Here is a 23,411-nt window from a genome sequence, read left to right on the forward strand (position 1 = left end):
AACTTCTTTTTTTATTATTGTACCGCTATTACTTTATTTATTTTTTGTAACGGTTTGTAACCGTGTGCTTCAAATGCCTTTGCAAATTCATTTGATACGGCAGTGCCATATAAATCTTTTGCAGCTTGTACAATATGAGATTGAAGTGATTCAAAGTCTTCAGCGGAAGTTGCATAATTTTGCAATGTACGCATAACAACTTTACTTACTTTTTCATTTCCTTGCTTTTGAACAGCAACACCGTTATATGTTTTACCTTCAGCTAATTGATATAATACGTGACTGATAATACCAGAATTCACGTGTGATTCTTGATTATTACCATCGTTATAGAAATCTTGTAAATTTGTATATAATTTATGACCGCCGTCACCAATTTCCCTTGGGATATCACGAATTGTTAGGCCACCTAATGTATCGCCCATAATCCAGTTTCCTTTATCTTTCTTTACGTAATATTCGATTTGTGTACCCCAGAAATCCGCTAATCCCTCGTTTAGTGCAGATGTTTCAGCGCTTGGATATCTCACGACTTTATTTTTCGTCGTGCCACTAAATACAGCATGTCCAAATTCATGAGCTGTTACATCAAGAGCGGATGTTAGTTTTCCGTCTAAACCATCACCAAATACCATTTGGTTCCAAGCGGGATGCCAAAATGCATTTACATAGTCTTCTTTTACACCATCACTAACTTCAGTAGAATCAAAACCGTGTACACTAGCAACAACTTTTGAATCTTTATTGTCGTAACTTTTTAGATTATGTTCTTTCTTAAAGTAATCGTAAATATCACTCATGTTCTTCATAGCGCCCGCGGCTTCTTTATCTGCAAAATTAGGAGTACTACTTGAAATTAGTGTCCCTGGATAACCAGCTTGACTATATCCCCCGAGGGAATCGGCGTAGTTTGCATTATAAATATAAATACCATTTCCGCGTGATAAATCCGCTAAATAAAATTTTCCATCAGTTCCTTTGGCAATATTGAAAGAGATGTTTTCTTGAAGTGCATTTTTCCCAGTTCCTTGCTCACTTGCGGGGGATAATCTAGGTGATGTTACTTGATTTATAGTCTTATTCTCTTTGTTTTTAATGAATTTTTCTTGGAAAAGTACTTCGCCAGTTTTTAAATCAACTATAGCATTGCCGTTTATAATTTGTTCATTGTTTTCATAAGTAAATGTAATAACAGTTGCGAATGTATAATAGCCATCTTTTTTCTTATAAACAACGGTTTCGCTAGAGAATTCTGTCTCAACTGCATCACTTGGAATTTGAACTATATCGCGTAATTTAGATTTTACTTCATTTTTCGACAAAAAATTTGTTATAGTAAGATTAGGTTGTTGATTTAAATTTTGAACAACTTTACCACTAACAGTTGTGATTACTCCATTTTTATCTACTTTTACAATGAGATCTTGGCCATATACTTTATAGTTTTTATATGTTTGTGCAAGGCGAACTTCGGTTTGATTTTCTTTGGTTTCTTTATTTGTAGGTTGGAAATCTACATTTTTTTCAGTAGTGACTTGTTCTTGTTGAGCTTTCGCCCCATTTACCTCACCTTTTAAATACTTTTTAGCAATATTTTCTTTCGTATCATTTTGAGGTTGTGTTAATTTACCGATTGTTAAACCAGGCTGAGCAATTTCAACTTTGACTGCACCTTTGTCTAATTCTTGAGCATGAATAGCTTCTGTTGATAAAGGGCAAAGAAGACCGAATGTAACGAAAGCACTAGCAAGTTTTCTATAATTCATCTATAACACTCCTAATCTATTATTGTATGTGAGATGAATTGTATGAAAAATTTGCCGAATTTTATATATATTATGCATTATTTCATATCAAAAATTGTCGAATTCACATTATTGTAGTGGTATGACAACTCAAAAAATTAGATTGTTCTAATGGGATGGTGAGTAAGTATGCACGCAGAAAAATTAGGAAGTGAAATTAAGAAAATTAGGGTGATGAGAGGATTAACACAGAAACAGTTATCCGAGAACATATGTCATCAATCGGAAGTAAGTCGAATTGAATCGGGCGCGGTATACCCAAGTATGGATATATTGCAAGGTATCGCAGCAAAATTACAAGTTCCCATTATTCATTTTTACGAGGTACTCATTTATTCTGATATTGAAAGAAAAAAACAGTTTAAAGATCAAATCATTATGCTTTGTAAGCAAAAAAGATATAAAGAAATTTATAATAAAGTATGGAATGAGCTGAAAAAGGAAGAATATCATCCTGAATTTCAGCAGTTTCTTCAATGGCAATATCATGTAGCAGCTTACATATTAAAGAAAATCGATTACGAATATTGTATTTTAGAATTGAAAAAATTGTTAAATCAACAGTTAGCTGGAATAGACGTATACCAAAATCTTTATATAGAAAATGCGATTGCAAATATTTATGCTGAAAATAGCTATTTTAAGAAGAGTATTGAGTTATTTGAAGATATATTAAAACAATTAGATGTATTGCATGATAATGAAGAATTTGAAGTGAAGGTAAGATATAATCATGCAAAAGCATTATATTTAGATAATCAATATGAAGAGTCACTTTATCAAGTAAATAAAGCGATTGAAATATCATGCCGAATTAATAGTATGGCATTAATTGGACAGCTATATTATCAAAGAGGTGAATGCCTAGGGAAGTTGGAGTACGATGAGGCAGAGGTTGAAGATGCATATAAAAAGGCAAGTTTCTTTTTTGATATATTAGAAATGCATGCATATAAAGAAGCGCTCGTAAATAAAATCAGTAGATAAATATCCTAAAAAATGGGTATGCATAATTGCATATAATAGGGATAAATTTTCATGATATATTAAAATAAAAAATGTGGGTGATGGAATATGAAGAAATTACTTATTGGTAGTTTATTAACGTTAGCGATGGCATGGGGTATTTCATTAGGCGATACGGCATTAGAGAAAAGCCATATAATTTCTCATAACGATCAAGAGGTACAATTAGCTAAAGATTTACCTTTTGAATATTAAAAAACAACCGTCTTACTTAGGCGGTTGTTTTTTTATGGAGTAACATCCAAACGTCTTTACTAGAAACAGGTTTGCTAATAAAGAATCCTTGAATGTGATCACAATTTTGTTTATGTAAAAATTCCCATTCTTCTGCTGTTTCTACACCTTCTGCAATCACTTTTAAATTTAGTTCTTTTGATAGTGTAATAATGGAAGAGACAATTGCTTCTTCTAAAGGACTAGTTGTAATTCCACAAATAAACTCTCGAGCGATTTTTAATGTGTTGATTGGGTATTTTGTTAAATAAGCTAAAGAACTATAACCAGTTCCAAAGTCGTCGATTGAAATTTGAATACCGAGATTTTGAAGTTGTTCTAGTTTTGCAACTACAGATTGATTTTGATTAATTGCGATGCTTTCCGTAATTTCAATATCTAGTGCTTCTGGTTTCAGTTCTGTTTCTTCCAACACCTTTGAAATAGTTGGGATTAAATCTGCATGGTTAAATTGAACAACAGATAAATTTACACCAACTTTTAAGTGAGAAAAACCTTGATTATGCCATCTTTTTGCCTCTAAGCAGGCAGTACGTAAAATCCAATTGCCAAGTTCAATAATAAAACCAGTTTCCTCTGCTAGAGGGATAAATTGGGCAGGAGATACGATACCGAGTTTTGGATGCTTCCAACGTATTAATGCTTCAAAACCGATAATTTGTTTTGTTTTTGTGCTTACTTGTGGCTGGTATTCAAGGAAAAATTCATTTTGTTGTAATGCTTTTGAAAGTTCACCTTCTAAGAATTGAATTTCATTTTGAGCGATACTCATTTCTTTTGAGAAGAAAACAAATCTGTTTTTTCCATTTGCTTTCGCACGGTACATAGCCATATCAGCATTTTTCATTAACTCATTTACATTAGTTCCATAATCAGGGTACATCGCAATTCCGATACTTGGTGTAATAGAGAGTTCTTCGCCTTGAATGAAGAATGGTTTGTTTAAAATAGTTAAAATCTGTTCAGCTATAAAAATTGCACTTTTTTCTGAGTACATTTCTGGTAATAGAATTGTAAACTCATCTCCACCTTGGCGAGCGACGATATCTTTTGAACGCAAGCAACCGCGTAATCTTTTTGCTACTTCAATTAATAATAAATCTCCGACGTCATGACCAAGTCTATCGTTAATTTTTTTAAATCGATCTAAATCAAGGAATATGACGGCAACATCATTTGCGTTAGTTTGGGCTGTATTTAAAATGGCTTTTAAATCTTTTTCGAACTTTCGGCGATTTGGTAATCCAGTAAGTGCATCGTGAAAGGCTAAATGCTCTACTTGTTTTTGTTTTTCATATAAAGTTGTAATATCACGCGCTATCCCAAACATTCCGACCACTTCTTTGTTTATAAAAGTAGGGATAAGTGTAATATGAAGATAATAATAATAGCCTTCTTGTTCTTTTGTACGAACTTCTAACGTTTGTGGCCTACCTTCCTTTGTAATTTGTAAAGCCTTCTTTAGTAGTTCGTGGTCTTTTGAATCAATGAAGTGTACCAGAGAATAGCTTGCTACTTCACAATAATAGGCAGTAAATAAGCTTTCGCATGCCTTATTAGATTGTTGAAAAATGCCATTCATATTTAAAGAGAAAACGGCATCGGGATGATCTTCGAATAAAGACTTATAGCGTTGTTCACTTTTTGATAATGCAAATGCACCTTCTTCAACTTCGTCCTCTAGTTGTGTAGTCAACTGTTCATATGTAAGGATTAGTGCTTGATTATCTTTCCACATGTAAAGTTGCCGCAAGAATAACAAAATAAGTGATAATACGAGACCAATTAACATAAATTTATCATCCCAAGGTTGAATGATAATAAAGGAAAAAGTAATAATTATACTAAAATAAGGTAGTATAAAACGTACATAATCGAATCGATAATATTTTGCTTTCGTTTCATGTTGCATTGGTTTATCCAAGATATATAGTATGGAAGAAAGTCCAATTAATAAAATAGAAGCAGTGTGTATTAAATAATTAAATTCAGGAGAAGTTTTCATCCCAAAATTTAATTGAAACAGATGAATGTAACCGTATACGAGTATAATAGTGAAACCGATAATTAATGCGATTCTACTAGAAGAATATTGTTCTCTTCTATAAAGACTAATAACGGCGTAAATTACTAATGATTGTGCAATAAAATAGCCAATTAAAATCCAAGTTTCCTTTGTTAACATACGGAAGCTTGAAAGGTCCAAGATAAAAGTTAAAGTGAAATAAATGTTCATAATAACAATAAAGATGCTATCGAATGAAAATTGAGCAAGACCCTTAATAGAGTAAATTTTTATAAACTTTATAGCAAATCCAACAAAGAGTAAAACATATTGTATGATAAAAAAAGGTAATGCTTTATATGAGAATATAACTTGCTTATGAATAGAAAGTGAAGGAAGAAATAAAGTTATTTCCATAGCTAACCCGCATAGACAAGTACATAATAATAAAATCCAAAATAATTTATCACCATGCGTCATTTTTCTAATCGCTTTACATAAGCAATAGCAAGAAAAAAGTGCAGCGAAACAGAATAAGAAAAGAATCCCGATTTCTTTTATATTCGACTCATTTGGTATAAGGAATATCCAAAGAGCAAATATAAATATGTATATTATGACAGATTGTATATACTTTTTTTGATTAATCATATTATGACTCCGTTTCAATAAAGTTGAATCTCGGGGAGAAAATGCTAATTTAAATAATAGCATATAAAACAGAATGTTTTTTACTATAAAAATTACTTTTTTGAAAAAATGGTGCAAAGTTACAATTTACCACTGTAACATTGCACCACTTATTCTTTTAATTCCTCTTATAGCAGAAAGTTCATCTATTAATTGGAATAGTGCTAAGTCTTTTTGTTTACTTTCAATCATAATATCGAAATTATGATTGTGTTTTTTTGCAATGTGTAAGAAAGGCTTAATAAACTCTAAATCGATATATTCAGCATGAGCCCTAAATTCTTTTTCCGATCTCGGGGAGGAAATGTGAACTTTAGGAGAGATATTTGTATGTGACCAAGTTTCAAAAATTGCAGGAAGCAACTCTTCTAGTGGTTCCTCGCAAAGATTGGCCATATGATGATGATAATCAAATACAAATGGAATATTTTCTTTTTGGCAAATGGATAAAGTTTCAGCGGTTGTATAGGTTTTATCATCATTTTCAAGAGTCATTTGTTTTTTTATATGTGTAGGAAGTTTTTTTATGTTTTCATGGAAGCGCTCAATTGCCTTTTCTTTATTTCCATAGGCTCCACCTACATGAATATTAATGTAAGAAGAATCTGCAATGCCTATAGCATCCAATATTTTATAATGATAAGTCATATCCGTAATAGCGTTAGTAGTAATATGTGGTTTGTCGCTTGTAAACAGCGTAAATTGATTCGGATGAAAACTTATTCGTAAATTGTGTTCTTTAATTAAAGCCCCTATTTTATGCCAAAGTGGTGTGAATACCCCAATATAGTCAAACTCGACTTCGGGATGTGTTGCAAGTGGGACGATGGAAGACGATAGGCGATATAGTGGGATTTCATGTGCTATATTGTAATGAAGGATACGTATTGTGTGCTCTAAATTTTGCCTTATAACATGGTACAGTTTGTCTTCTCGTTCTTGCTTGCTAAGTTTCTTAAAGCTTGTAAACGTCATTGTTTTGGCAGGAGAACAGTCCCAGAGTGCCATTGCATGTGAGACATATCCAAACCGTATAATCATATGAGATACACCTCTTTTATTCATTGTCTTTCCTATAAAAAGAAAGCAAACATTGTTCCAATCCATTCCTTTCCTCTATCGATAAGAGAAGGCGGGTTTACATCGCTATAGGAAAGTACGGATGCATTCTCTAGATCTTCATGGAATTTATTTTTTACTGTTTGAATGAAATGTTTATTATATAACAGGCAGTTTATTTCATGATTAATATATAAACTTCTCATATCAAAGTTTGCCGTTCCGATATCACAAATATTATCGTCCACTATAATAATTTTTGCGTGAAAAAACCCTTGTTGAAAGGCATAAATATTGCAACCAGCCTGTATTAATTTTCGGCAGTACGGGAATTTTGCTTCCCGAACGAGAGGGTGATCAGCTTTTTCTGGAACAAGAATTGTGATTTGAACCCCTCTTTCTCTTGCTTTTAATAAGGCATTCATAATTTTTTTTCCAGGAATGAAATATGGTGTACCGATACAGATTTCTTTTTTTGCCGCGTTAATTAAATGTAAAAAAGTATGCTGTAAATAAGCACCATCAGTCGGAATAAATTGATGCAGGATGGTACCTGGTTGTTGTTTTGGAAAATAAAGAGAAGCATCCAATAAATTCTGTTTCGTATCATCAAACCAATCATGCAAAAATTGCTTTTGTAAATCTTGAACCCCTTCTCCTGTAAGACGTAAATGATAGTCTCGCCATAATCCTAAGTGTTCATTATGCCCTAGATACTCTTCGCCAATATTAAATCCCCCGATATAGCCGGTTTTCCCATCAATCACTGTAATTTTTCTATGATTTCTTTGATTAGCAGAAAAGAAAGGCAGAGGAAATTTTACCTTATGACAAAATGAAAAAGATATACCATGTTTTTGCAGGGAGCGAATAGCTTCGTTTGATAAAGAATGGCTGCCAAATCGATCAAGTAAAAGTCGTACTTCAATTCCTTCCTGAGCCTTATCAATCAGCAATTTAAAAAATTCACGACTGATTTTATCATTTTTTACAATGAAGAATAAAATATGAATGTGATGCTGTGCTTGTTTTATATCAGTAAATAAAGCGTCATATAAATCTTTCCCGTATGTATAAAGGTGAAAATCACTTTGACGTAAAGGGAAAGTGCGAGAGCTTACTCGTTTTAAATGAAGAAGTCGCCCGTATGAAAGGTCAATTGTAATCCAAAGAGCAACGGATATTAACAAAAGAGATAAGTAGAGCATCAGTGAATTCCCTCCTTTGCATTCTTTTCACCTTCAGTGTGTTACAAATGATATGGGTAGTACGGCTGTTATTATAAATTTCATTAGAGGATAGTATGTTGCACTGATTAAAGTTTCACTTTATCCCGCTTTAACGGGCAGTAAGCTTCCCACCTCAAAAACTGGTGGATAAGTAGAAGTTAGTTTGGAAATCAACTGCCCGTAAAAGCCCTACTGATTAAAGTTTCACTTTATAGTTTCACCGAAATAAACAGCTTTATGAAAAAATGTGTTGTTCTATAACAAAAAACTGTTGACTGAATGCTCACTCATTATATAATGGGGATAGGGGATATAATTCAGAAAATTATATATTTTTGAAGATTCAAAAAAAGAAATAGGGCTTACAAAGAGAGGGGTAGCATAAAAATGAATAGCTTACTGATCATTAATTGGCTGGCTGCCATTGCTGTTATTGCTTATGCAGGATATTTGTTTGTATATCTTATACGGACGAGAATGGCCTACATACAATTAGGAAAAAAAATTGAATTTGACCGTCGTTTTAAAGAGCGTTGGGATCTCCTTAAGGTCAATGTTTTCGGTCAGAAAAAGCTGCTGAAAGATAAGAAAAGCGGCATCATTCACGTTATGTTCTTTTACGGATTTATTCTTGTCCAATTTGGAGCAATTGACTTCGTTTGGAAAGGACTCGCACCAGGATCACATCTTCCACTTGGACCACTATACCCTGCATTTACATTCTTCCAGGAAATTGTCACACTTGTTATTTTAATTGCAGTATTTTGGGCTTTTCATAGACGTTATGTAGAAAAGCTTGTTCGTTTAAAACGTAACTTCAAATCAGGTCTTGTTCTTATCTTTATCGGTGGCTTAATGATTTCTGTGCTACTTGGTAACGGTATGGGACTTATATGGCATGGCGAGGAGCTTTCATGGAGTGAACCAATCGCTTCTGCAATCGCTTACGTTTTTAGCGGGATAAATGAAACCGTAGCCATTTCAGTGTTCTATTTTTCTTGGTGGGTGCATTTACTAATTTTGTTAACGTTTTTAGTCTATGTTCCACAATCAAAACATGCGCATTTAATTGCGGGACCAGCTAATGTATTCTTCGGTCGTCTTTCAAACCCAGGGAAGCTTGAAAAGATTGATTTTGAAGATGAAACGCAAGAAACATTTGGTGTTGGTAAAATTGAAGACTTTAGACAAAATCAACTTATTGACTTATACGCTTGTGTAGAGTGTGGTCGTTGTACAAATATGTGTCCGGCAACAGGAACAGGAAAAATGTTATCGCCGATGGACTTAATTTTAAAACTTCGTGATCATTTAACTGATAAAGGAGCTGCGGTAACATCAAAAGCACCGTGGGTTCCAGTAGTTGCCTTCAATAATACACAAGGAAATCAGTTAGCGATGATGGCGGCTGGAAAAGGACAACAAGAATCAGCGGCTACAACTCTCGCTTACGATCCGAGTTTAATCGGAGATGTTATTACAGAAGAAGAGATTTGGGCATGTACAACGTGTCGTAACTGTGAAGATCAATGTCCAGTTATGAATGAGCATGTTGACAAAATTATTGATTTACGTCGATATCTCGTTTTAACAGAAGGAAAAATGGACGCGGAAGCACAACGCGCGATGACAAATATCGAGCGTCAAGGGAATCCGTGGGGTCTGAACCGTAAAGAGCGTGAAACATGGCGCCAAGGTGATGACGAAGTAACAGTTCCAACTGTAAAAGAAAAATCAAAAGCTGGGGAGGAATTCGAGTATTTATTCTGGGTTGGTTCAATGGGATCATACGACAATCGTAGTCAGAAGATTGCGATATCGTTTGCGAAGTTAATGAACGAAGCAGGCATTTCATTCGCAATTCTCGGTAATAAAGAAAAGAATTCTGGAGATACACCACGCCGCCTTGGAAATGAATTTGTATTCCAAGAGATGGCGACAAAGAATATCGAAGAATTTGAAAAGGCAGGAGTGAAGAAAATCGTTACGATTGATCCTCATGCTTATAACACATTTAAAAATGAGTATCCGGACTTTGGCTTGCAAGCAGAAGTCTATCATCATACAGAATTGTTAGCTCAGTGGGTGAAAGAAGAGCGCTTAAAGCCTGTTCACGCTATTGAAGAAACAGTTACGTACCATGATTCCTGTTATTTAGGAAGATACAACGAAGTGTACGAAGCGCCACGTGACATTTTGAAAGCGATTCCTGGAGTGAATCTTGTAGAAATGGCACGTAACCGTGAAACTGGAATGTGCTGTGGCGCAGGTGGTGGCTTAATGTGGATGGAAGAAACAACAGGTTCTCGTATTAACGTTGCTCGTACAGAACAAGCATTAGCTGTACAGCCATCCATTATCGGTACAGGTTGTCCATATTGCTTAACGATGATCAGTGATGGAACGAAAGCGAAAGAGGTAGAAGAGAAAGTTCAAACTCTTGATGTGACAGAGATTTTAGAACGATCTGTTATCGGACAGAAAAAAGAAGCGATGTAGTTTATAAGAATGTATACAACTTTAGAAAGAGGTGCAATGATTGCACCTCTTCTCAACGTAGGGATACCGAGCGAGCGCTCAGTGTTAAAAAATGAAATGGGGGAAAGAAACATGAGTAAAACAGTTATTTTAAGTGCTGCAAGAACACCAGTTGGAAAATTTGGAGGATCTTTAAAAGATGTAAAAGCGACGGAACTTGGAGGAATTGCAATTAAAGCAGCGCTTGAAAGAGCAAATGTTGCGGCTAGTGATGTTGAAGAAGTTATATTTGGAACGGTTATTCAGGGGGGACAGGGGCAAATTCCATCGCGTCAAGCTGCAAGGGCTGCTGGAATCCCTTGGGAAGTGCAGACGGAAACAGTGAATAAAGTTTGTGCATCAGGACTTCGTGCGGTTACGTTAGCGGATCAAATTATTCGTACTGGCGATCAATCACTGATTGTAGCTGGCGGTATGGAGTCGATGAGTAACAGTCCTTACATTTTACGCGGAGCAAGATGGGGATACAGAATGGGCAACAACGAAGTTATTGATTTAAACGTTGCTGACGGTTTAACATGCGCATTTTCAGGTACACACATGGGTGTTTATGGCGGAGAAGTTGCGAAGGAAGATGGAATTTCTCGCGAAGCACAAGATGAATGGGCATATCGTAGCCATCAGCGTGCGGTTTCAGCGCATAAAGAAGGACGTTTTGAAGAGGAGATCGTGCCAGTAACGATCCCGCAAAGAAAAGGCGATCCTATTGTCGTTGCAAAGGATGAGGCGCCACGTGAAGATACAACGATTGAAAAGTTAGCAAAGTTAAAACCTGTATTTGATAAGACAGCGGCAGTGACAGCTGGTAATGCGCCAGGACTAAACGATGGTGGTGCCGCACTTGTGTTAATGAGCGAAGACAGAGCGAAGCAAGAAGGAAGAAAGCCATTAGCGACAATTTTGGCGCATACAGCAATTGCAGTGGAATCTAAAGATTTCCCAAGAACGCCAGGTTATGCAATTAACGCATTGCTTGAAAAAACAGGCAAGACAATTGAAGACATCGATTTATTCGAGATTAATGAAGCATTTGCAGCGGTAGCAATTGCAAGTACAGAAATCGCAGGAATTGATCCAGAAAAATTGAATGTAAATGGCGGCGCGGTAGCGATGGGCCATCCAATTGGAGCAAGCGGAGCGCGCATTATCGTTACGCTAATCCATGCACTTAAGCAGCGCGGCGGCGGAATTGGAATTGCATCGATTTGTAGCGGTGGCGGTCAAGGGGACGCAGTGATGATTGAAGTTCACTAATTAAAGTTCGAGGGTATAAAATTTATTAACAATTAAGGGGGAAGAAAAAATGGGTGTACAAAACATTGTTGTAATTGGTGCAGGGCAAATGGGATCAGGAATTGCACAAGTATGTGCAATGGCAGGATATGACGTGAAGGTACAAGATTTAAAACAAGAGCAATTAGATAGAGGATTGGCTATCATTACGAAAAACTTAGCGCGCCAAGTAGAAAAAGGACGCATGAAGGAAGAAGAGAAGGAAGCGACATTAAATCGTCTTACAGTAACGCTTGATTTAGATTGTGTGAAAGAAGCGGATCTTATTATTGAAGCAGCTGTTGAGAAAATGGATATTAAAAAGAAAATCTTTGCGAATCTAGATGAAATTGCTCCAGAACACGCAATTTTAGCGACAAATACGTCATCTCTGCCAATTACAGAAATTGCAGCGGTAACGAAGCGTCCGGAAAAAGTAATCGGCATGCACTTTATGAATCCAGTTCCAGTTATGAAGCTTGTTGAGATTATTCGTGGTTTGGCTACAGATGATGCAGTATATGAAGCAATTGAAGATATTACGAAAAAAATTGGGAAAGTGCCAGTTGAAGTAAATGATTTCCCAGGTTTTGTATCAAACCGCATTTTGCTACCGATGATTAACGAAGCAATTTATACGTTATACGAAGGTGTAGCGACGAAAGAAGCAATTGATGAGGTCATGAAGCTTGGTATGAACCATCCGATGGGGCCTTTGACACTCGCTGATTTTATCGGTTTAGATACGTGTTTATACATTATGGAAGTGTTGCATGAAGGATTAGGAGATAGTAAATATCGCCCATGTCCGTTATTACGTAAGTATGTAAATGCAGGATGGTTAGGGCGTAAAACAGGTCGTGGATTCTACGTTTACGAATAAATGCCCCTTTTGTTACAAAATAGTGGTCTTACCAAATTATTTAAAGGATATATAGCAAATGGAGGCGGAATATATGAACTTTCGTTTTAATGAAGAGCAGCAAATGATGAGGAAAATGGTTCGGGATTTTGCACAGAAGGAAATTGCTCCCTTTGTTCCTAGTATGGAACAAGGGGTGTTCCCGAAAGAGATTTTGCAAAAGATGGGTGAGCTTGGATTAATGGGTATTCCAGCGCCTGCAAAATACGGCGGGGCAGAAATGGATTTTATTTCTTATATTCTAGCCATTGAGGAAATCTCAAAGGTAAGTGCAACAGTTGGTGTAATTTTAGCTGTACATACGTCAGTTGGAATGAATCCGATTTTATATTTCGGAACAGAAGAACAGAAGAAAAAATATGTTTCTAAACTTGCAACCGGGGAATATTTAGGCGCATTTGCTTTAACAGAGCCAAATGCAGGATCAGATGCAGGGAGTTTGAAATCAAGAGCTGTCAAAAAAGGCGATCATTATATTATTAATGGATCGAAAGTGTTTATTACAAATGGTGGTGAAGCAAGTACATACATTGTATTCGCTTCTACAAATCCAGAGGCAGGAAAAAGTGGTATTTCTGCATTTATAGTAGAGAAAGATACACCTGGTTTAATCATCGGAAAAGATGAACATAAGATGGGGCTCCTTGGTTCTCGTACAGTACAACTTACTTTTGAAGATATGAAAGTACCAGCGGAGAATTTACTTGGGGAAGAAGGACAAGGATTCAAGGTGGCGATGGCGAATTTAGATGTTGGGCGAATTGGAATCGGTGCACAGGCGTTAGGAATTGCTGAAGCGGCGCTTGCATGTGCGATTGATTATGCAAAAGAACGAGAACAATTTGGGAAACCAATTGCGGCGCAGCAAGGGATTGGCTTCAAGCTTGCAGATATGGCAACAAGTGTCGAAGCGGCAAGGTTACTCGTATATAGAGCGGCGTCTCTTAGGGCACAAGGATTACCATGCGGTAAAGAAGCATCTATTGCGAAATTATTTGCTTCTAAGACAGCGGTTGAAGTCGCGATTGAGGCGGTGCAAGTATTTGGTGGTTACGGTTATACGAAAGAATATCCAGTAGAACGATTTTTCCGGGATGCGAAAATCACGCAAATATATGAAGGAACAAGTGAAATACAGAAACTTGTTATTAGCCGTGCTTTATAAAAGGGCGAGGGGGAGACGGAGATGCATTTTAAACTATCAGAAGAACATGAAATGATAAGAAAAATGGTTCGAGATTTTGCTAAAAATGAAGTAGCACCAACAGCAGCTGAGCGTGATGAGGAAGAGCGATTTGATCGAGAGTTATTTGATCAAATGGCAGAGCTTGGTTTAACCGGTATTCCATGGCCTGAAGAGTACGGCGGAATTGGAAGCGATTACTTAGCTTACGTAATTGCGATTGAAGAATTATCTCGAGTTTGTGCTTCAACAGGTGTAACACTATCTGCGCATACTTCACTTGCGGGATGGCCAATTTTTAAATTTGGGACAGAAGAACAAAAGCAAAAGTTTTTACGACCGATGGCTGAAGGGAAGAAAATTGGTGCATACGGCTTAACGGAGCCAGCATCTGGATCGGATGCTGGTGGAATGAAGACAATCGCAAAGAGAGATGGCGACCATTATATTTTAAATGGATCAAAAATTTTCATTACAAATGGCGGTATTGCTGATATTTATGTTGTTTTTGCGCTAACTGATCCTGAATCGAAGCAGCGTGGTACGAGTGCATTTATTGTAGAAAGTGATACACCGGGATTTTCAGTTGGGAAGAAGGAGAGCAAGCTAGGGATTCGCTCTTCACCAACTACTGAAATTATGTTTGAAGATTGCCGTATTCCGGTAGAGAATCTACTTGGAGAAGAGGGGCAAGGATTTAAAGTTGCGATGCAAACATTAGATGGAGGTCGTAACGGTATTGCGGCGCAAGCTGTTGGTATTGCACAAGGGGCTTTAGATGCTTCTGTAGAATATGCAAGGGAGCGCCATCAATTTGGAAAACCAATTGCGGCGCAGCAAGGGATTGGCTTTAAACTTGCGGATATGGCAACAGATGTAGAAGCGGCACGCCTTTTAACATATCAAGCGGCTTGGCTTGAATCAGAAGGGCTTCCGTATGGAAAAGAATCAGCGATGTCAAAAGTATTTGCAGGGGATACAGCGATGAAGGTGACGACTGAAGCGGTGCAAGTATTTGGTGGTTACGGTTATACGAAAGATTATCCAGTAGAGCGTTATATGCGAGATGCAAAGATTACACAAATATATGAAGGAACACAAGAGATTCAGAGGCTTGTAATTTCTCGTATGTTAACGAAGTAGGAACGAAAGCGTAGGTATTCTCCTACGCTTTTTCCTTCCAAAAAATAATAGAGAGAGGTGAAGGGAATGGTTAAACATAATGTACATGCATCGGTGAAAGATGAAAAATTAGTTGCGTTAAGACGTGAACAAATGATTAAAGGTGCGGTGCAACTGTTTAAACAAAAAGGATTTCCGCGTACAACAACGAGAGAGATTGCAAAAGCGGCTGGATTTAGTATAGGGACACTTTATGAGTACATTCGTACAAAAGATGATGTTTTGTATTTAGTTTGTGATAGTATATATGAACATGTAAAAGAACGATTAGAGGAAGTAGTGTGTACAGAAAAAGGGAGTATAGAAAGTTTAAAGGTAGCGATAAAGAATTACTTTAAAGTGATGGACGAATTACAAGAAGAAGTATTAATTATGTATCAAGAAGTACGTTTTTTACCGAAAGAATCTCTCCCATATGTATTAGAAAAAGAGTTTCAAATGGTAGGGATGTTTGAGGATATTTTAGAACAGTGTACGGAAAATGGAACATTTATATTAAATAAAAAAGAAATACAGCTTCTTGCACATAATATTTTTATACAAGGACAAATGTGGGGGTTTAGACGTTGGGCACTGCAAAAACTGTATACGCTCGAAGAATATACAGAAATGCAAATTAGGTATGTGTTGCAAGGTGCCCATATGCTTCCGAAATAAGGAACAGACAAATTATTAATTTTATTACCATATAAAAGTTTCACGTTTTTTTTGTAGCATATTTGTGCGACTTTTGTTTATAATGAATAGTATGGATTTTTTTAGGCAGACCGTTATATATAAGGTTATATTTGATGAAAGGAAGTGCCGCATAAGTGAATTTTAAGCAATATTCACCAGAAGAGCTAAAAGAATGTTCAATGATTGAAGTTGTACATAGCGTTTTAGGGGATAAAAGACAAGCAACGACATTCAACGAGTTGGTTCAAGAAATCGCTCAAGTGCTGGGACTATCTCAAGAGCAAGTTAATGCGAAACTCGCACAATTTTATACAGACTTAAACATCGATGGACGTTTCATTAATTTAGGAGAAAATCGTTGGGGACTACGCAGCTGGTACCCATATGAGCAAATTGATGAAGAAATCTTACCGCAGCCAAAACCGAAGAAGAAACGTAAAGTTGAAGAAGACGGCTTTGACGACTACATTGAAGAAGATGAAGATGACTTTGACGATGCAGACGGAAATGCAGACGAAGAAGATGATGTAGAAGATTTGGACAAGGTTCTTGAAGATGAAGACGGAGATGACGACGATCTTGATGATTTAGAAGAGGATGAAGACGACGACTTCGCTGAAGAAGAACTTGAGTATGATGAAACTGAAGAAGAAGAAGAGGAAGAACTGTAGTTCTTGACTTTTCATTATCGTCCATGTAGAATCATTTTTGGGCTCTTTAAAAAAGGACGATAATACTTTTAAAGTGTAAATATAAAAGAAAATTGCTCCCTACTTATTACTTTATGTGATGAGGGGAGCAATTTTCTTTTTTGTTTTTTGTTTAGAAAATAAAAAGAGTCTAACAATAAGATGGATACAGTGTTATCTACATACGTTGCGCTTTGCAACGGTGATTATATAACAGCAAAATAGAAGGGAGCTTTTTCATGACTAAGTATATTTTTGTAACAGGCGGTGTAGTATCGTCTTTAGGGAAAGGTATTACAGCAGCATCTCTTGGAAGACTTTTAAAAAATCGTGGTTTAAATGTAACGATTCAAAAGTTTGATCCATACATTAACGTAGACCCAGGGACTATGAGCCCATACCAACACGGTGAGGTATTCGTAACAGATGATGGCGCAGAAACTGACTTAGACCTTGGTCACTATGAGCGTTTTATCGACATTAACTTAAACAAATACAGCAACGTAACAACAGGTAAAATTTACTCTTCAGTTCTTCAAAAAGAGCGTCGCGGTGAATATTTAGGAGGAACAGTTCAAGTTATTCCTCACATTACTAACGAAATTAAAGAGCGCGTATATCGTTCTGGCCGTGAAACAAATGCGGATGTTGTTATTACAGAAATCGGTGGAACTGTTGGTGATATCGAGTCTCTACCATTCTTAGAAGCAATCCGTCAAATTAAGAGCGACATCGGTCGTGACAATGTAATGTACATTCACTGTACGTTAATCCCGTACTTAAAAGCAGCGGGTGAAATGAAAACAAAACCAACGCAACATAGCGTTAAAGAACTTCGTAGCTTAGGTATTCAACCAAACATTATCGTTGTTCGTACAGAACTTCCTGTTTCTCAAGATATGAAAGACAAGCTTGCATTATTCTGTGACATCGATACAAAAGCAGTTATCGAAGCTCGCGATGCAGATACTTTATATGCGGTTCCATTATCTCTTCAAGAACAAAACATGGACCAAATCGTTTGTGACCACTTAAAATTAGACAATCCAGCTGCAGATATGACAGAGTGGACTGCGCTAGTTAACAAAGTACGTAATCTTTCTAAGAAAACAAAAATCGCTCTTGTTGGTAAATATGTAGAACTTCAAGATGCATATATTTCTGTTGTAGAAGCACTTCGTCATGCTGGTTACTCATTCGACACAGATGTAGAAGTAAAATGGGTAAATGCTGAGCACGTAACAGCAGAAAACGTAAAAGAATTAGTTGGCGATACAGATGGTATCCTTGTACCAGGTGGCTTCGGCGATCGTGGTGTAGAAGGTAAAATCGTTGCGATTCAATATGCTCGTGAAAACAAAGTTCCATTCTTAGGAATTTGCTTAGGTATGCAACTTGCATCAATCGAATTTGCACGTAACGTATTAGGTTTAGAAGGTGCTAACTCTTCTGAAATCAATCCTGATACGCCATATGCAATCATTGACTTATTACCAGAACAAAAAGATGTAGAGGACTTAGGTGGTACACTTCGTCTTGGTCTATACCCATGTAAGCTTGCTGAAGAAACAAATGCTTACAATGCTTATAATGAGCCGGTTGTATATGAGCGTCATCGTCATCGTTATGAGTTCAACAACCAGTTCCGTCCGGATATGGAAAAAGAAGGATTCGTATTCTCTGGTACAAGCCCAGACGGCCGTCTAGTTGAAATCATTGAATTAAAAGACCACCCTTGGTTCGTGGCGGCACAGTTCCACCCAGAACTTGTTTCTCGTCCAAACCGTCCACAACCATTGTTCCATGACTTCGTAAGAGCTTCTATTACGAATAAAGAGAGCAAGTAATAAAAAAAGCGCCTGAAATAAGGCGCTTTTTTTAATATTCATTTAACATTTCATCAATTGTAAATTTGATTCCGTGATAAGCAAATAAAGCTACTATTAAGCTTGGGAACCCGTAGCGATTACCTTCATCGTCTGGAATAAGACCTTTTAACAGTTTTGTATCAATATGTACGTCTGTATATTGTTCCAGTGATTCCGTACCTTCTTGAAGAGCAGAAATGCCGACAATAGAGTGTCCCTCTTCTTGTAGTTTTTTTGCAATTTCTACAACCGCTTCATCTGTTGAAAAACGGCTAATAAGAAGTACACGATCTGCAGAGGTTACTTCTGCTTCTTTACCATTTTCAAATAAGCGTTTTGCTTGCTTCATTGGTTCAGCACCGAATAGTGCTTCGGCAACAACGCCCTCCATTTCATTTGTACCATATAAATAAATGAAACCATCGCCAACTAGTGCTTGAGCAAGTAAACGAGCGCTATCTTCTATATTCATTTCCTCTTTTTGAGAAACTCTGGAGAAATAACCACTTAATTGAGTTGAAAAAATTTTTAACATAATGTTACTCCCTTCGTACGTGTTTGCCGGCTTTCATTATAGTTTATTTTTTTAGAAAGGTGAAATCGTAGGGTAGCATAACAAAATAGGAAACGGTAAAATAAGAAAGAATAGGAAGGAATTTGCCAAAGAATAGCGAAAATAAATCGTTAAGATATAAGAAGCTTTAAATCTTGTACTTACACAGAAAGGTTGGGAATTATGGAAGGTAAAATTTTAATTGTTGATGATCAATATGGGATTCGTGTGTTATTACATGAAGTGTTCCAAAAAGAAGGTTATCAGACATTCCAAGCAGCGAATGGATTTCAAGCTTTAGATATCGTGAAAAAAGATAATCCAGATTTAGTAGTGTTAGATATGAAAATTCCAGGCATGGATGGTATAGAGATTTTAAAGCATGTAAAAGAAATTGATGAGAGTATTAAAGTCATTTTAATGACTGCTTATGGAGAGCTTGATATGATTCAAGAAGCAAAAGATTTAGGTGCTTTAATGCATTTTGCTAAACCATTTGATATTGATGAAATTCGTCAAGCTGTGAGAGAGCAACTTGCTGTAGAGGCGTAAAAAATGAATTTTTTATAAAAAATATGGAAAAAAGCGTTTACATGGACTATTGAGCAGGTGAATACAGTTGAGTTTTTGAGTACAAGTTGTTATCCTATTGAGTGTAGAAAAAAGTCCGGTAGGTAAATATACATAATTTACCTTATCCTGGTCATACTACCAGCGATAAGAATTTATCGGATACAAAAAACGTTTTTTAGGAGGATTCACCATGCCTTTAGTTTCTATGAAAGAAATGCTAAACAAAGCACTAGAAGGAAAATACGCAGTTGGTCAATTCAACATGAACAACTTAGAGTGGACTCAAGCTATCTTAGCTGCTGCGGAAGAAGAAAAATCTCCTGTAATCCTAGGTGTATCTGAGGGTGCAGCTCGTCATATGACTGGTTTCAAAACAGTTGTAGCTATGGTTAAAGCTTTAATCGAAGAAATGAACATCACTGTTCCTGTAGCGATTCACCTTGACCATGGTTCAAGCTTTGAAAAATGTAAAGAAGCAATCGATGCAGGTTTCACATCTGTAATGATCGACGCTTCTCACCACCCATTCGAAGAAAACGTTGAAACTACTAAAAAAGTAGTAGAATACGCACACGCTCGTAACGTATCTGTTGAAGCTGAGCTTGGGACAGTTGGCGGACAAGAAGACGACGTAATCGCTGAAGGCGTAATTTACGCTGATCCTGCAGAGTGTAAACACCTTGTTGAAGCAACAGGTATCGATTGCCTAGCTCCAGCTTTAGGTTCTGTACACGGTCCTTACAAAGGTGAGCCTAACTTAGGATTCGCTGAAATGGAACAAGTTCGTGACTTCACTGGCGTACCTTTAGTATTACACGGTGGTACTGGTATCCCAACTGCTGATATCGTAAAAGCTATCTCTTTAGGTACTTCAAAAATCAACGTAAACACTGAGAACCAAATCGAGTTTACAAAAGCTGTTCGTGAAGTATTAAACAAAGACCAAGAAGTTTACGATCCTCGTAAATTTATTGGACCTGGCCGCGACGCTATTAAAGCAACTGTTGCTGGTAAAATGCGTGAGTTCGGTTCTAACGGTAAAGCGTAAGAATAAAATTCCGTTTTGGAAACCGTCTAGTCTTTTAGACGGTTTCCTTTCGTTGTATAATGAAAGCGTGAACAAGTCGAAAGATTTTATCATTTTTGGTTTTTAAATAGAAAATAATGTGCATAGTCCTATTAATAAATGTGATAACGTATCTAAATTGATAAAGTGAATTCGATGAATAGTTGATCTTTATCTATTCGTGCTACAGGAGGAATGAAGATAATGGTTTCCTATTTATTGAGTTTTGGGATGGAAAGAGTAATTGAGATTCTTAAGGGGAGCTTTCTATAAAAAGATAGAAAGTAAATACATTCACAAGAAGGGAGCTCAATATGGAAAAATTGCTAATTGAAGGCGGAAGAGCTTTAAATGGAACAATTCGAGTAAGCGGTGCAAAGAACAGTGCTGTTGCATTAATTCCAGCGACAATTTTAGCAGATACTCCAGTAACTATTGGTGGTGTCCCTAATATTTCGGACGTGAAAATGTTAGGCGACTTACTAGAGGAAATTGGAGGGAAAGTAACTTATGGACAGGAGGAAGAGATGGTAGTCGATCCTTCTAACATGGTTGCAATGCCTTTGCCAAATGGAAAAGTGAAAAAATTGCGCGCTTCTTATTATTTAATGGGTGCGATGCTTGGCCGTTTTAAAAAAGCTGTTATTGGGCTTCCGGGTGGATGTCACTTAGGACCGAGGCCGATTGATCAGCATATTAAAGGGTTTGAAGCGCTAGGTGCACATGTTACAAATGAACAAGGTGCCATCTATTTAAGAGCAGATGAACTACATGGAGCACGTATTTATTTAGATGTTGTTAGTGTGGGGGCTACGATTAATATTATGCTAGCAGCTGTACGAGCAAAAGGTAGAACTGTTATTGAAAATGCAGCGAAAGAGCCCGAGATTATTGATGTAGCTACATTGTTAACAAGCATGGGAGCACGTATTAAAGGTGCTGGTACAGATGTAATCCGAATAGATGGTGTGGACTCTTTACATGGTTGTCACCATACTATCATCCCAGATCGTATTGAAGCTGGTACGTATATGATTCTAGGAGCTGCATCAGGAGGAGAAGTAACGGTTGATAACGTTATTCCTCAGCATTTAGAATCAGTTACTGCTAAGCTAAGAGAAGCTGGTGTTCAAGTTGAAACGAATGATGATCAAATTACAGTGAACGGTAATAGAAAGTTAAAAGTAGTTGATATCAAAACGCTTGTATATCCAGGTTTTCCAACAGATTTACAACAGCCGTTTACGACGCTTTTAACAAAGGCGCACGGGACGGGAGTTGTAACAGATACAATTTACGGTGCCCGTTTCAAACACATTGATGAATTACGTCGTATGAATGCTCAAATTAAAGTAGAAGGTCGTTCGGCAATTGTAACTGGTCCTGTGTTACTGCAAGGTGCAAAAGTGAAGGCGAGTGATTTACGAGCGGGAGCAGCACTTGTTATTGCAGGGTTAATGGCAGATGGAATTACAGAAGTAACAGGACTTGAGCATATTGATCGAGGTTATGAGAATATAGTGGACAAGCTTAAAGGGCTTGGAGCAAACATTTGGCGAGAACAAATGACAAAACAAGAAATTGAAGAGATGAAGAACGCATAAGTGATACTTCCGTAAGGGGGAAGCGAAGCATCACTACTTGCGGAAGTACACTTTATAGAAAAACACGGTTCACAAAATACGGCAGAAATATAAAGACTTAAAGGAGAGGGATTATTGTGGAAAGAAGTTTATCTATGGAGTTAGTACGTGTAACAGAGGCTGCAGCATTATCATCAGCGCGTTGGATGGGGCGCGGGAAAAAGGATGAGGCAGACGGTGCAGCAACATCAGCTATGCGTGATGTATTTGATACAATTCCGATGAAAGGTACAGTCGTAATTGGTGAAGGTGAGATGGATGAAGCACCAATGCTATATATCGGAGAGAAATTAGGTACAGGATATGGACCACGTGTAGACGTTGCGGTTGATCCTTTAGAAGGGACAAACATCGTAGCAGCTGGTGGCTGGAATGCTCTTGCTGTTATTGCAATTGCAGACCACGGTAATTTGTTACATGCTCCTGACATGTACATGGATAAAATCGCGGTTGGCCCAGAAGCAGTTGGGGCAGTCGACATTGATGCGCCTATTATTGATAACTTACGTGCAGTTGCGAAAGCGAAAAATAAAGACATTGAAGATGTTGTAGCAACAGTTTTAAACCGTCCACGTCACCAAGCAATTATCGAAGAAATTCGTAAAGCTGGTGCTCGTATTAAATTAATTAACGATGGAGATGTAGCTGGAGCAATTAATACAGCGTTTGACCGTACAGGTGTAGATATTTTATTTGGATCTGGTGGAGCACCTGAAGGTGTATTAGCAGCAGTTGCTTTAAAATGTTTAGGTGGAGAAATTCACGGAAAACTATTGCCACAAAACGAAGCTGAATTAGCACGTTGTAAAAAAATGGGCATAGAAGACATTAATCGTATCCTTCGTATGGAGGACTTAGTAAAAGGTGACGATGCAATCTTTGCAGCAACAGGTGTAACAGATGGTGAACTATTACGTGGTGTTCAATTTAAAGGTAGCGTAGGAACAACACAATCTCTTGTTATGCGTGCAAAATCAGGTACAGTTCGCTTTGTAGATGGTCGTCATAGCTTAAATAAAAAACCGAACTTGGTTATTAAGTAAAAGGTGGAAGCGGCTCGTTCAGAAAGGTTAAAATGGTCGATCTTTTTAACTATCGGAGCCGGAACTAAATTAAATAAGAAGCGAAGACAAATTTTCTTGTCTTCGCTTCTTGTATTTGTGTTCCAACGTATTGATTAAAACTAGATAAAAGGG

19 protein-coding genes are annotated in these 23,411 nt (G+C 37.0%); 14 read left to right on the plus strand and 5 right to left on the minus strand.

The window, feature by feature from the left end; genetic code table 11:
* Positions 1 to 14 precede the first annotated feature (14 nt).
* Entirely contained in the window at positions 15 to 1,766 is a 1,752-nt protein-coding gene (locus AC1Q8L_RS20005) for a M4 family metallopeptidase (protein ID WP_001109501.1), read from the minus strand.
* Between the two features lie 168 nt (positions 1,767 to 1,934).
* On the opposite strand from AC1Q8L_RS20005, the gene plcR reads away from it, so the two are divergent.
* Both plcR and AC1Q8L_RS20015 read left to right on the plus strand, forming a co-directional pair.
* A complete protein-coding gene (plcR, locus tag AC1Q8L_RS20010) occupies positions 1,935 to 2,792 on the plus strand; it encodes a transcriptional regulator PlcR (protein WP_000542919.1) in 858 nt (285 codons plus the stop codon).
* Positions 2,793 to 2,879: 87 nt separating this feature from the next.
* The gene (locus AC1Q8L_RS20015; RefSeq protein ID WP_000734730.1) at positions 2,880 to 3,026 is read left to right on the plus strand and encodes a quorum-sensing peptide PapR; all 147 of its coding nucleotides are present in this window, start codon (positions 2,880 to 2,882) and stop codon (positions 3,024 to 3,026) included.
* A 16-nt stretch (positions 3,027 to 3,042) separates the two neighbouring features.
* Here AC1Q8L_RS20015 and AC1Q8L_RS20020 read toward each other — a convergent pair whose 3' ends face one another.
* The 3 genes from AC1Q8L_RS20020 to cls form a co-directional block, all read right to left on the minus strand.
* On the minus strand, positions 3,043 to 5,721 hold the full coding sequence (locus AC1Q8L_RS20020; protein ID WP_016513272.1) for a DUF4084 domain-containing protein: 2,679 nt from the start codon (positions 5,719 to 5,721) through the stop codon (positions 3,043 to 3,045).
* 126 nt (positions 5,722 to 5,847) lie between these two features.
* Positions 5,848 to 6,801: a UV DNA damage repair endonuclease UvsE gene (gene uvsE / locus AC1Q8L_RS20025; protein WP_002094209.1), complete on the minus strand. Its 954-nt coding sequence runs from the start codon at positions 6,799 to 6,801 to the stop codon at positions 5,848 to 5,850.
* Positions 6,802 to 6,833: 32 nt separating this feature from the next.
* Positions 6,834 to 8,027, minus strand: a complete 1,194-nt coding sequence (gene cls / locus AC1Q8L_RS20030) for a cardiolipin synthase (protein ID WP_492339483.1) — start codon at positions 8,025 to 8,027, stop codon at positions 6,834 to 6,836.
* A 408-nt stretch (positions 8,028 to 8,435) separates the two neighbouring features.
* Here cls and AC1Q8L_RS20035 point away from each other — a divergent pair, with 408 nt between their 5' ends.
* The 8 genes from AC1Q8L_RS20035 to pyrG all read left to right on the plus strand — a co-directional run bounded on the left by AC1Q8L_RS20035 (position 8,436) and on the right by pyrG (position 18,359).
* Positions 8,436 to 10,547 (plus strand): (Fe-S)-binding protein, encoded by a 2,112-nt coding sequence (locus AC1Q8L_RS20035; RefSeq protein ID WP_001086771.1) that lies wholly within the window; start codon positions 8,436 to 8,438, stop codon positions 10,545 to 10,547.
* 9 nt (positions 10,548 to 10,556) lie between these two features.
* Positions 10,557 to 11,840: an acetyl-CoA C-acetyltransferase gene (locus AC1Q8L_RS20040; RefSeq protein ID WP_025118040.1), complete on the plus strand. Its 1,284-nt coding sequence runs from the start codon at positions 10,557 to 10,559 to the stop codon at positions 11,838 to 11,840.
* A 49-nt stretch (positions 11,841 to 11,889) separates the two neighbouring features.
* Positions 11,890 to 12,741 carry a 3-hydroxybutyryl-CoA dehydrogenase gene (locus AC1Q8L_RS20045; protein WP_000538874.1) on the plus strand — a complete coding sequence of 284 codons (852 nt, stop codon included), beginning with the start codon at positions 11,890 to 11,892 and terminating at the stop codon, positions 12,739 to 12,741.
* Positions 12,742 to 12,814: 73 nt separating this feature from the next.
* Complete coding sequence (locus tag AC1Q8L_RS20050) at positions 12,815 to 13,945, plus strand: acyl-CoA dehydrogenase (protein ID WP_001011175.1); 1,131 nt, start codon at positions 12,815 to 12,817, stop codon at positions 13,943 to 13,945.
* 21 nt (positions 13,946 to 13,966) lie between these two features.
* Positions 13,967 to 15,106, plus strand: coding sequence for an acyl-CoA dehydrogenase AcdA (gene acdA / locus AC1Q8L_RS20055; RefSeq protein WP_000545539.1), 1,140 nt, complete (start codon positions 13,967 to 13,969; stop codon positions 15,104 to 15,106).
* A gap of 66 nt (positions 15,107 to 15,172) precedes the next feature.
* Positions 15,173 to 15,802, plus strand: coding sequence for a TetR/AcrR family transcriptional regulator (locus AC1Q8L_RS20060; protein ID WP_000238600.1), 630 nt, complete (start codon positions 15,173 to 15,175; stop codon positions 15,800 to 15,802).
* 155 nt (positions 15,803 to 15,957) lie between these two features.
* Positions 15,958 to 16,494, plus strand: a complete 537-nt coding sequence (gene rpoE / locus AC1Q8L_RS20065) for a DNA-directed RNA polymerase subunit delta (protein WP_001009771.1) — start codon at positions 15,958 to 15,960, stop codon at positions 16,492 to 16,494.
* 257 nt (positions 16,495 to 16,751) lie between these two features.
* A complete protein-coding gene (gene pyrG, locus AC1Q8L_RS20070) occupies positions 16,752 to 18,359 on the plus strand; it encodes a CTP synthase (protein ID WP_000170447.1) in 1,608 nt (535 codons plus the stop codon).
* Positions 18,360 to 18,390: 31 nt separating this feature from the next.
* Here the strand turns inward: pyrG and AC1Q8L_RS20075 are convergent, their stop codons facing one another.
* Positions 18,391 to 18,915 carry a DUF2529 domain-containing protein gene (locus tag AC1Q8L_RS20075; RefSeq protein ID WP_000912413.1) on the minus strand — a complete coding sequence of 175 codons (525 nt, stop codon included), beginning with the start codon at positions 18,913 to 18,915 and terminating at the stop codon, positions 18,391 to 18,393.
* A gap of 201 nt (positions 18,916 to 19,116) precedes the next feature.
* Here AC1Q8L_RS20075 and spo0F point away from each other — a divergent pair, with 201 nt between their 5' ends.
* From spo0F to glpX, 4 genes are all read left to right on the plus strand, one after another.
* Positions 19,117 to 19,485, plus strand: a complete 369-nt coding sequence (spo0F, locus tag AC1Q8L_RS20080) for a sporulation initiation phosphotransferase Spo0F (RefSeq protein WP_000398593.1) — start codon at positions 19,117 to 19,119, stop codon at positions 19,483 to 19,485.
* A 211-nt stretch (positions 19,486 to 19,696) separates the two neighbouring features.
* Positions 19,697 to 20,554, plus strand: a complete 858-nt coding sequence (locus AC1Q8L_RS20085) for a class II fructose-bisphosphate aldolase (protein ID WP_001131852.1) — start codon at positions 19,697 to 19,699, stop codon at positions 20,552 to 20,554.
* A 332-nt stretch (positions 20,555 to 20,886) separates the two neighbouring features.
* The gene (gene murA / locus AC1Q8L_RS20090) at positions 20,887 to 22,176 is read left to right on the plus strand and encodes a UDP-N-acetylglucosamine 1-carboxyvinyltransferase (RefSeq protein ID WP_000413248.1); all 1,290 of its coding nucleotides are present in this window, start codon (positions 20,887 to 20,889) and stop codon (positions 22,174 to 22,176) included.
* Positions 22,177 to 22,292: 116 nt separating this feature from the next.
* Positions 22,293 to 23,258: a class II fructose-bisphosphatase gene (gene glpX, locus AC1Q8L_RS20095; protein ID WP_000442336.1), complete on the plus strand. Its 966-nt coding sequence runs from the start codon at positions 22,293 to 22,295 to the stop codon at positions 23,256 to 23,258.
* Positions 23,259 to 23,411 lie beyond the last annotated feature (153 nt).

The sequence above is a fragment of the Bacillus sp. GW823-FHT06A11 genome (genome assembly GCF_058795355.1).

Coding starts and splice junctions, on each gene's coding strand:
- AC1Q8L_RS20005 (WP_001109501.1), bottom strand. CDS start 1,766: ATGAATTATAGAAAACTTGCTAGTGCTTTCGTTACATTCGGTCTTCTT.
- plcR (WP_000542919.1), top strand. CDS start 1,935: ATGCACGCAGAAAAATTAGGAAGTGAAATTAAGAAAATTAGGGTGATG.
- AC1Q8L_RS20015 (WP_000734730.1), top strand. CDS start 2,880: ATGAAGAAATTACTTATTGGTAGTTTATTAACGTTAGCGATGGCATGG.
- AC1Q8L_RS20020 (WP_016513272.1), bottom strand. CDS start 5,721: ATGATTAATCAAAAAAAGTATATACAATCTGTCATAATATACATATTT.
- uvsE (WP_002094209.1), bottom strand. CDS start 6,801: ATGATTATACGGTTTGGATATGTCTCACATGCAATGGCACTCTGGGAC.
- cls (WP_492339483.1), bottom strand. CDS start 8,027: ATGCTCTACTTATCTCTTTTGTTAATATCCGTTGCTCTTTGGATTACA.
- AC1Q8L_RS20035 (WP_001086771.1), top strand. CDS start 8,436: ATGAATAGCTTACTGATCATTAATTGGCTGGCTGCCATTGCTGTTATT.
- AC1Q8L_RS20040 (WP_025118040.1), top strand. CDS start 10,557: ATGTATACAACTTTAGAAAGAGGTGCAATGATTGCACCTCTTCTCAAC.
- AC1Q8L_RS20045 (WP_000538874.1), top strand. CDS start 11,890: ATGGGTGTACAAAACATTGTTGTAATTGGTGCAGGGCAAATGGGATCA.
- AC1Q8L_RS20050 (WP_001011175.1), top strand. CDS start 12,815: ATGAACTTTCGTTTTAATGAAGAGCAGCAAATGATGAGGAAAATGGTT.
- acdA (WP_000545539.1), top strand. CDS start 13,967: ATGCATTTTAAACTATCAGAAGAACATGAAATGATAAGAAAAATGGTT.
- AC1Q8L_RS20060 (WP_000238600.1), top strand. CDS start 15,173: ATGGTTAAACATAATGTACATGCATCGGTGAAAGATGAAAAATTAGTT.
- pyrG (WP_000170447.1), top strand. CDS start 16,752: ATGACTAAGTATATTTTTGTAACAGGCGGTGTAGTATCGTCTTTAGGG.
- AC1Q8L_RS20075 (WP_000912413.1), bottom strand. CDS start 18,915: ATGTTAAAAATTTTTTCAACTCAATTAAGTGGTTATTTCTCCAGAGTT.
- spo0F (WP_000398593.1), top strand. CDS start 19,117: ATGGAAGGTAAAATTTTAATTGTTGATGATCAATATGGGATTCGTGTG.
- AC1Q8L_RS20085 (WP_001131852.1), top strand. CDS start 19,697: ATGCCTTTAGTTTCTATGAAAGAAATGCTAAACAAAGCACTAGAAGGA.
- murA (WP_000413248.1), top strand. CDS start 20,887: ATGGAAAAATTGCTAATTGAAGGCGGAAGAGCTTTAAATGGAACAATT.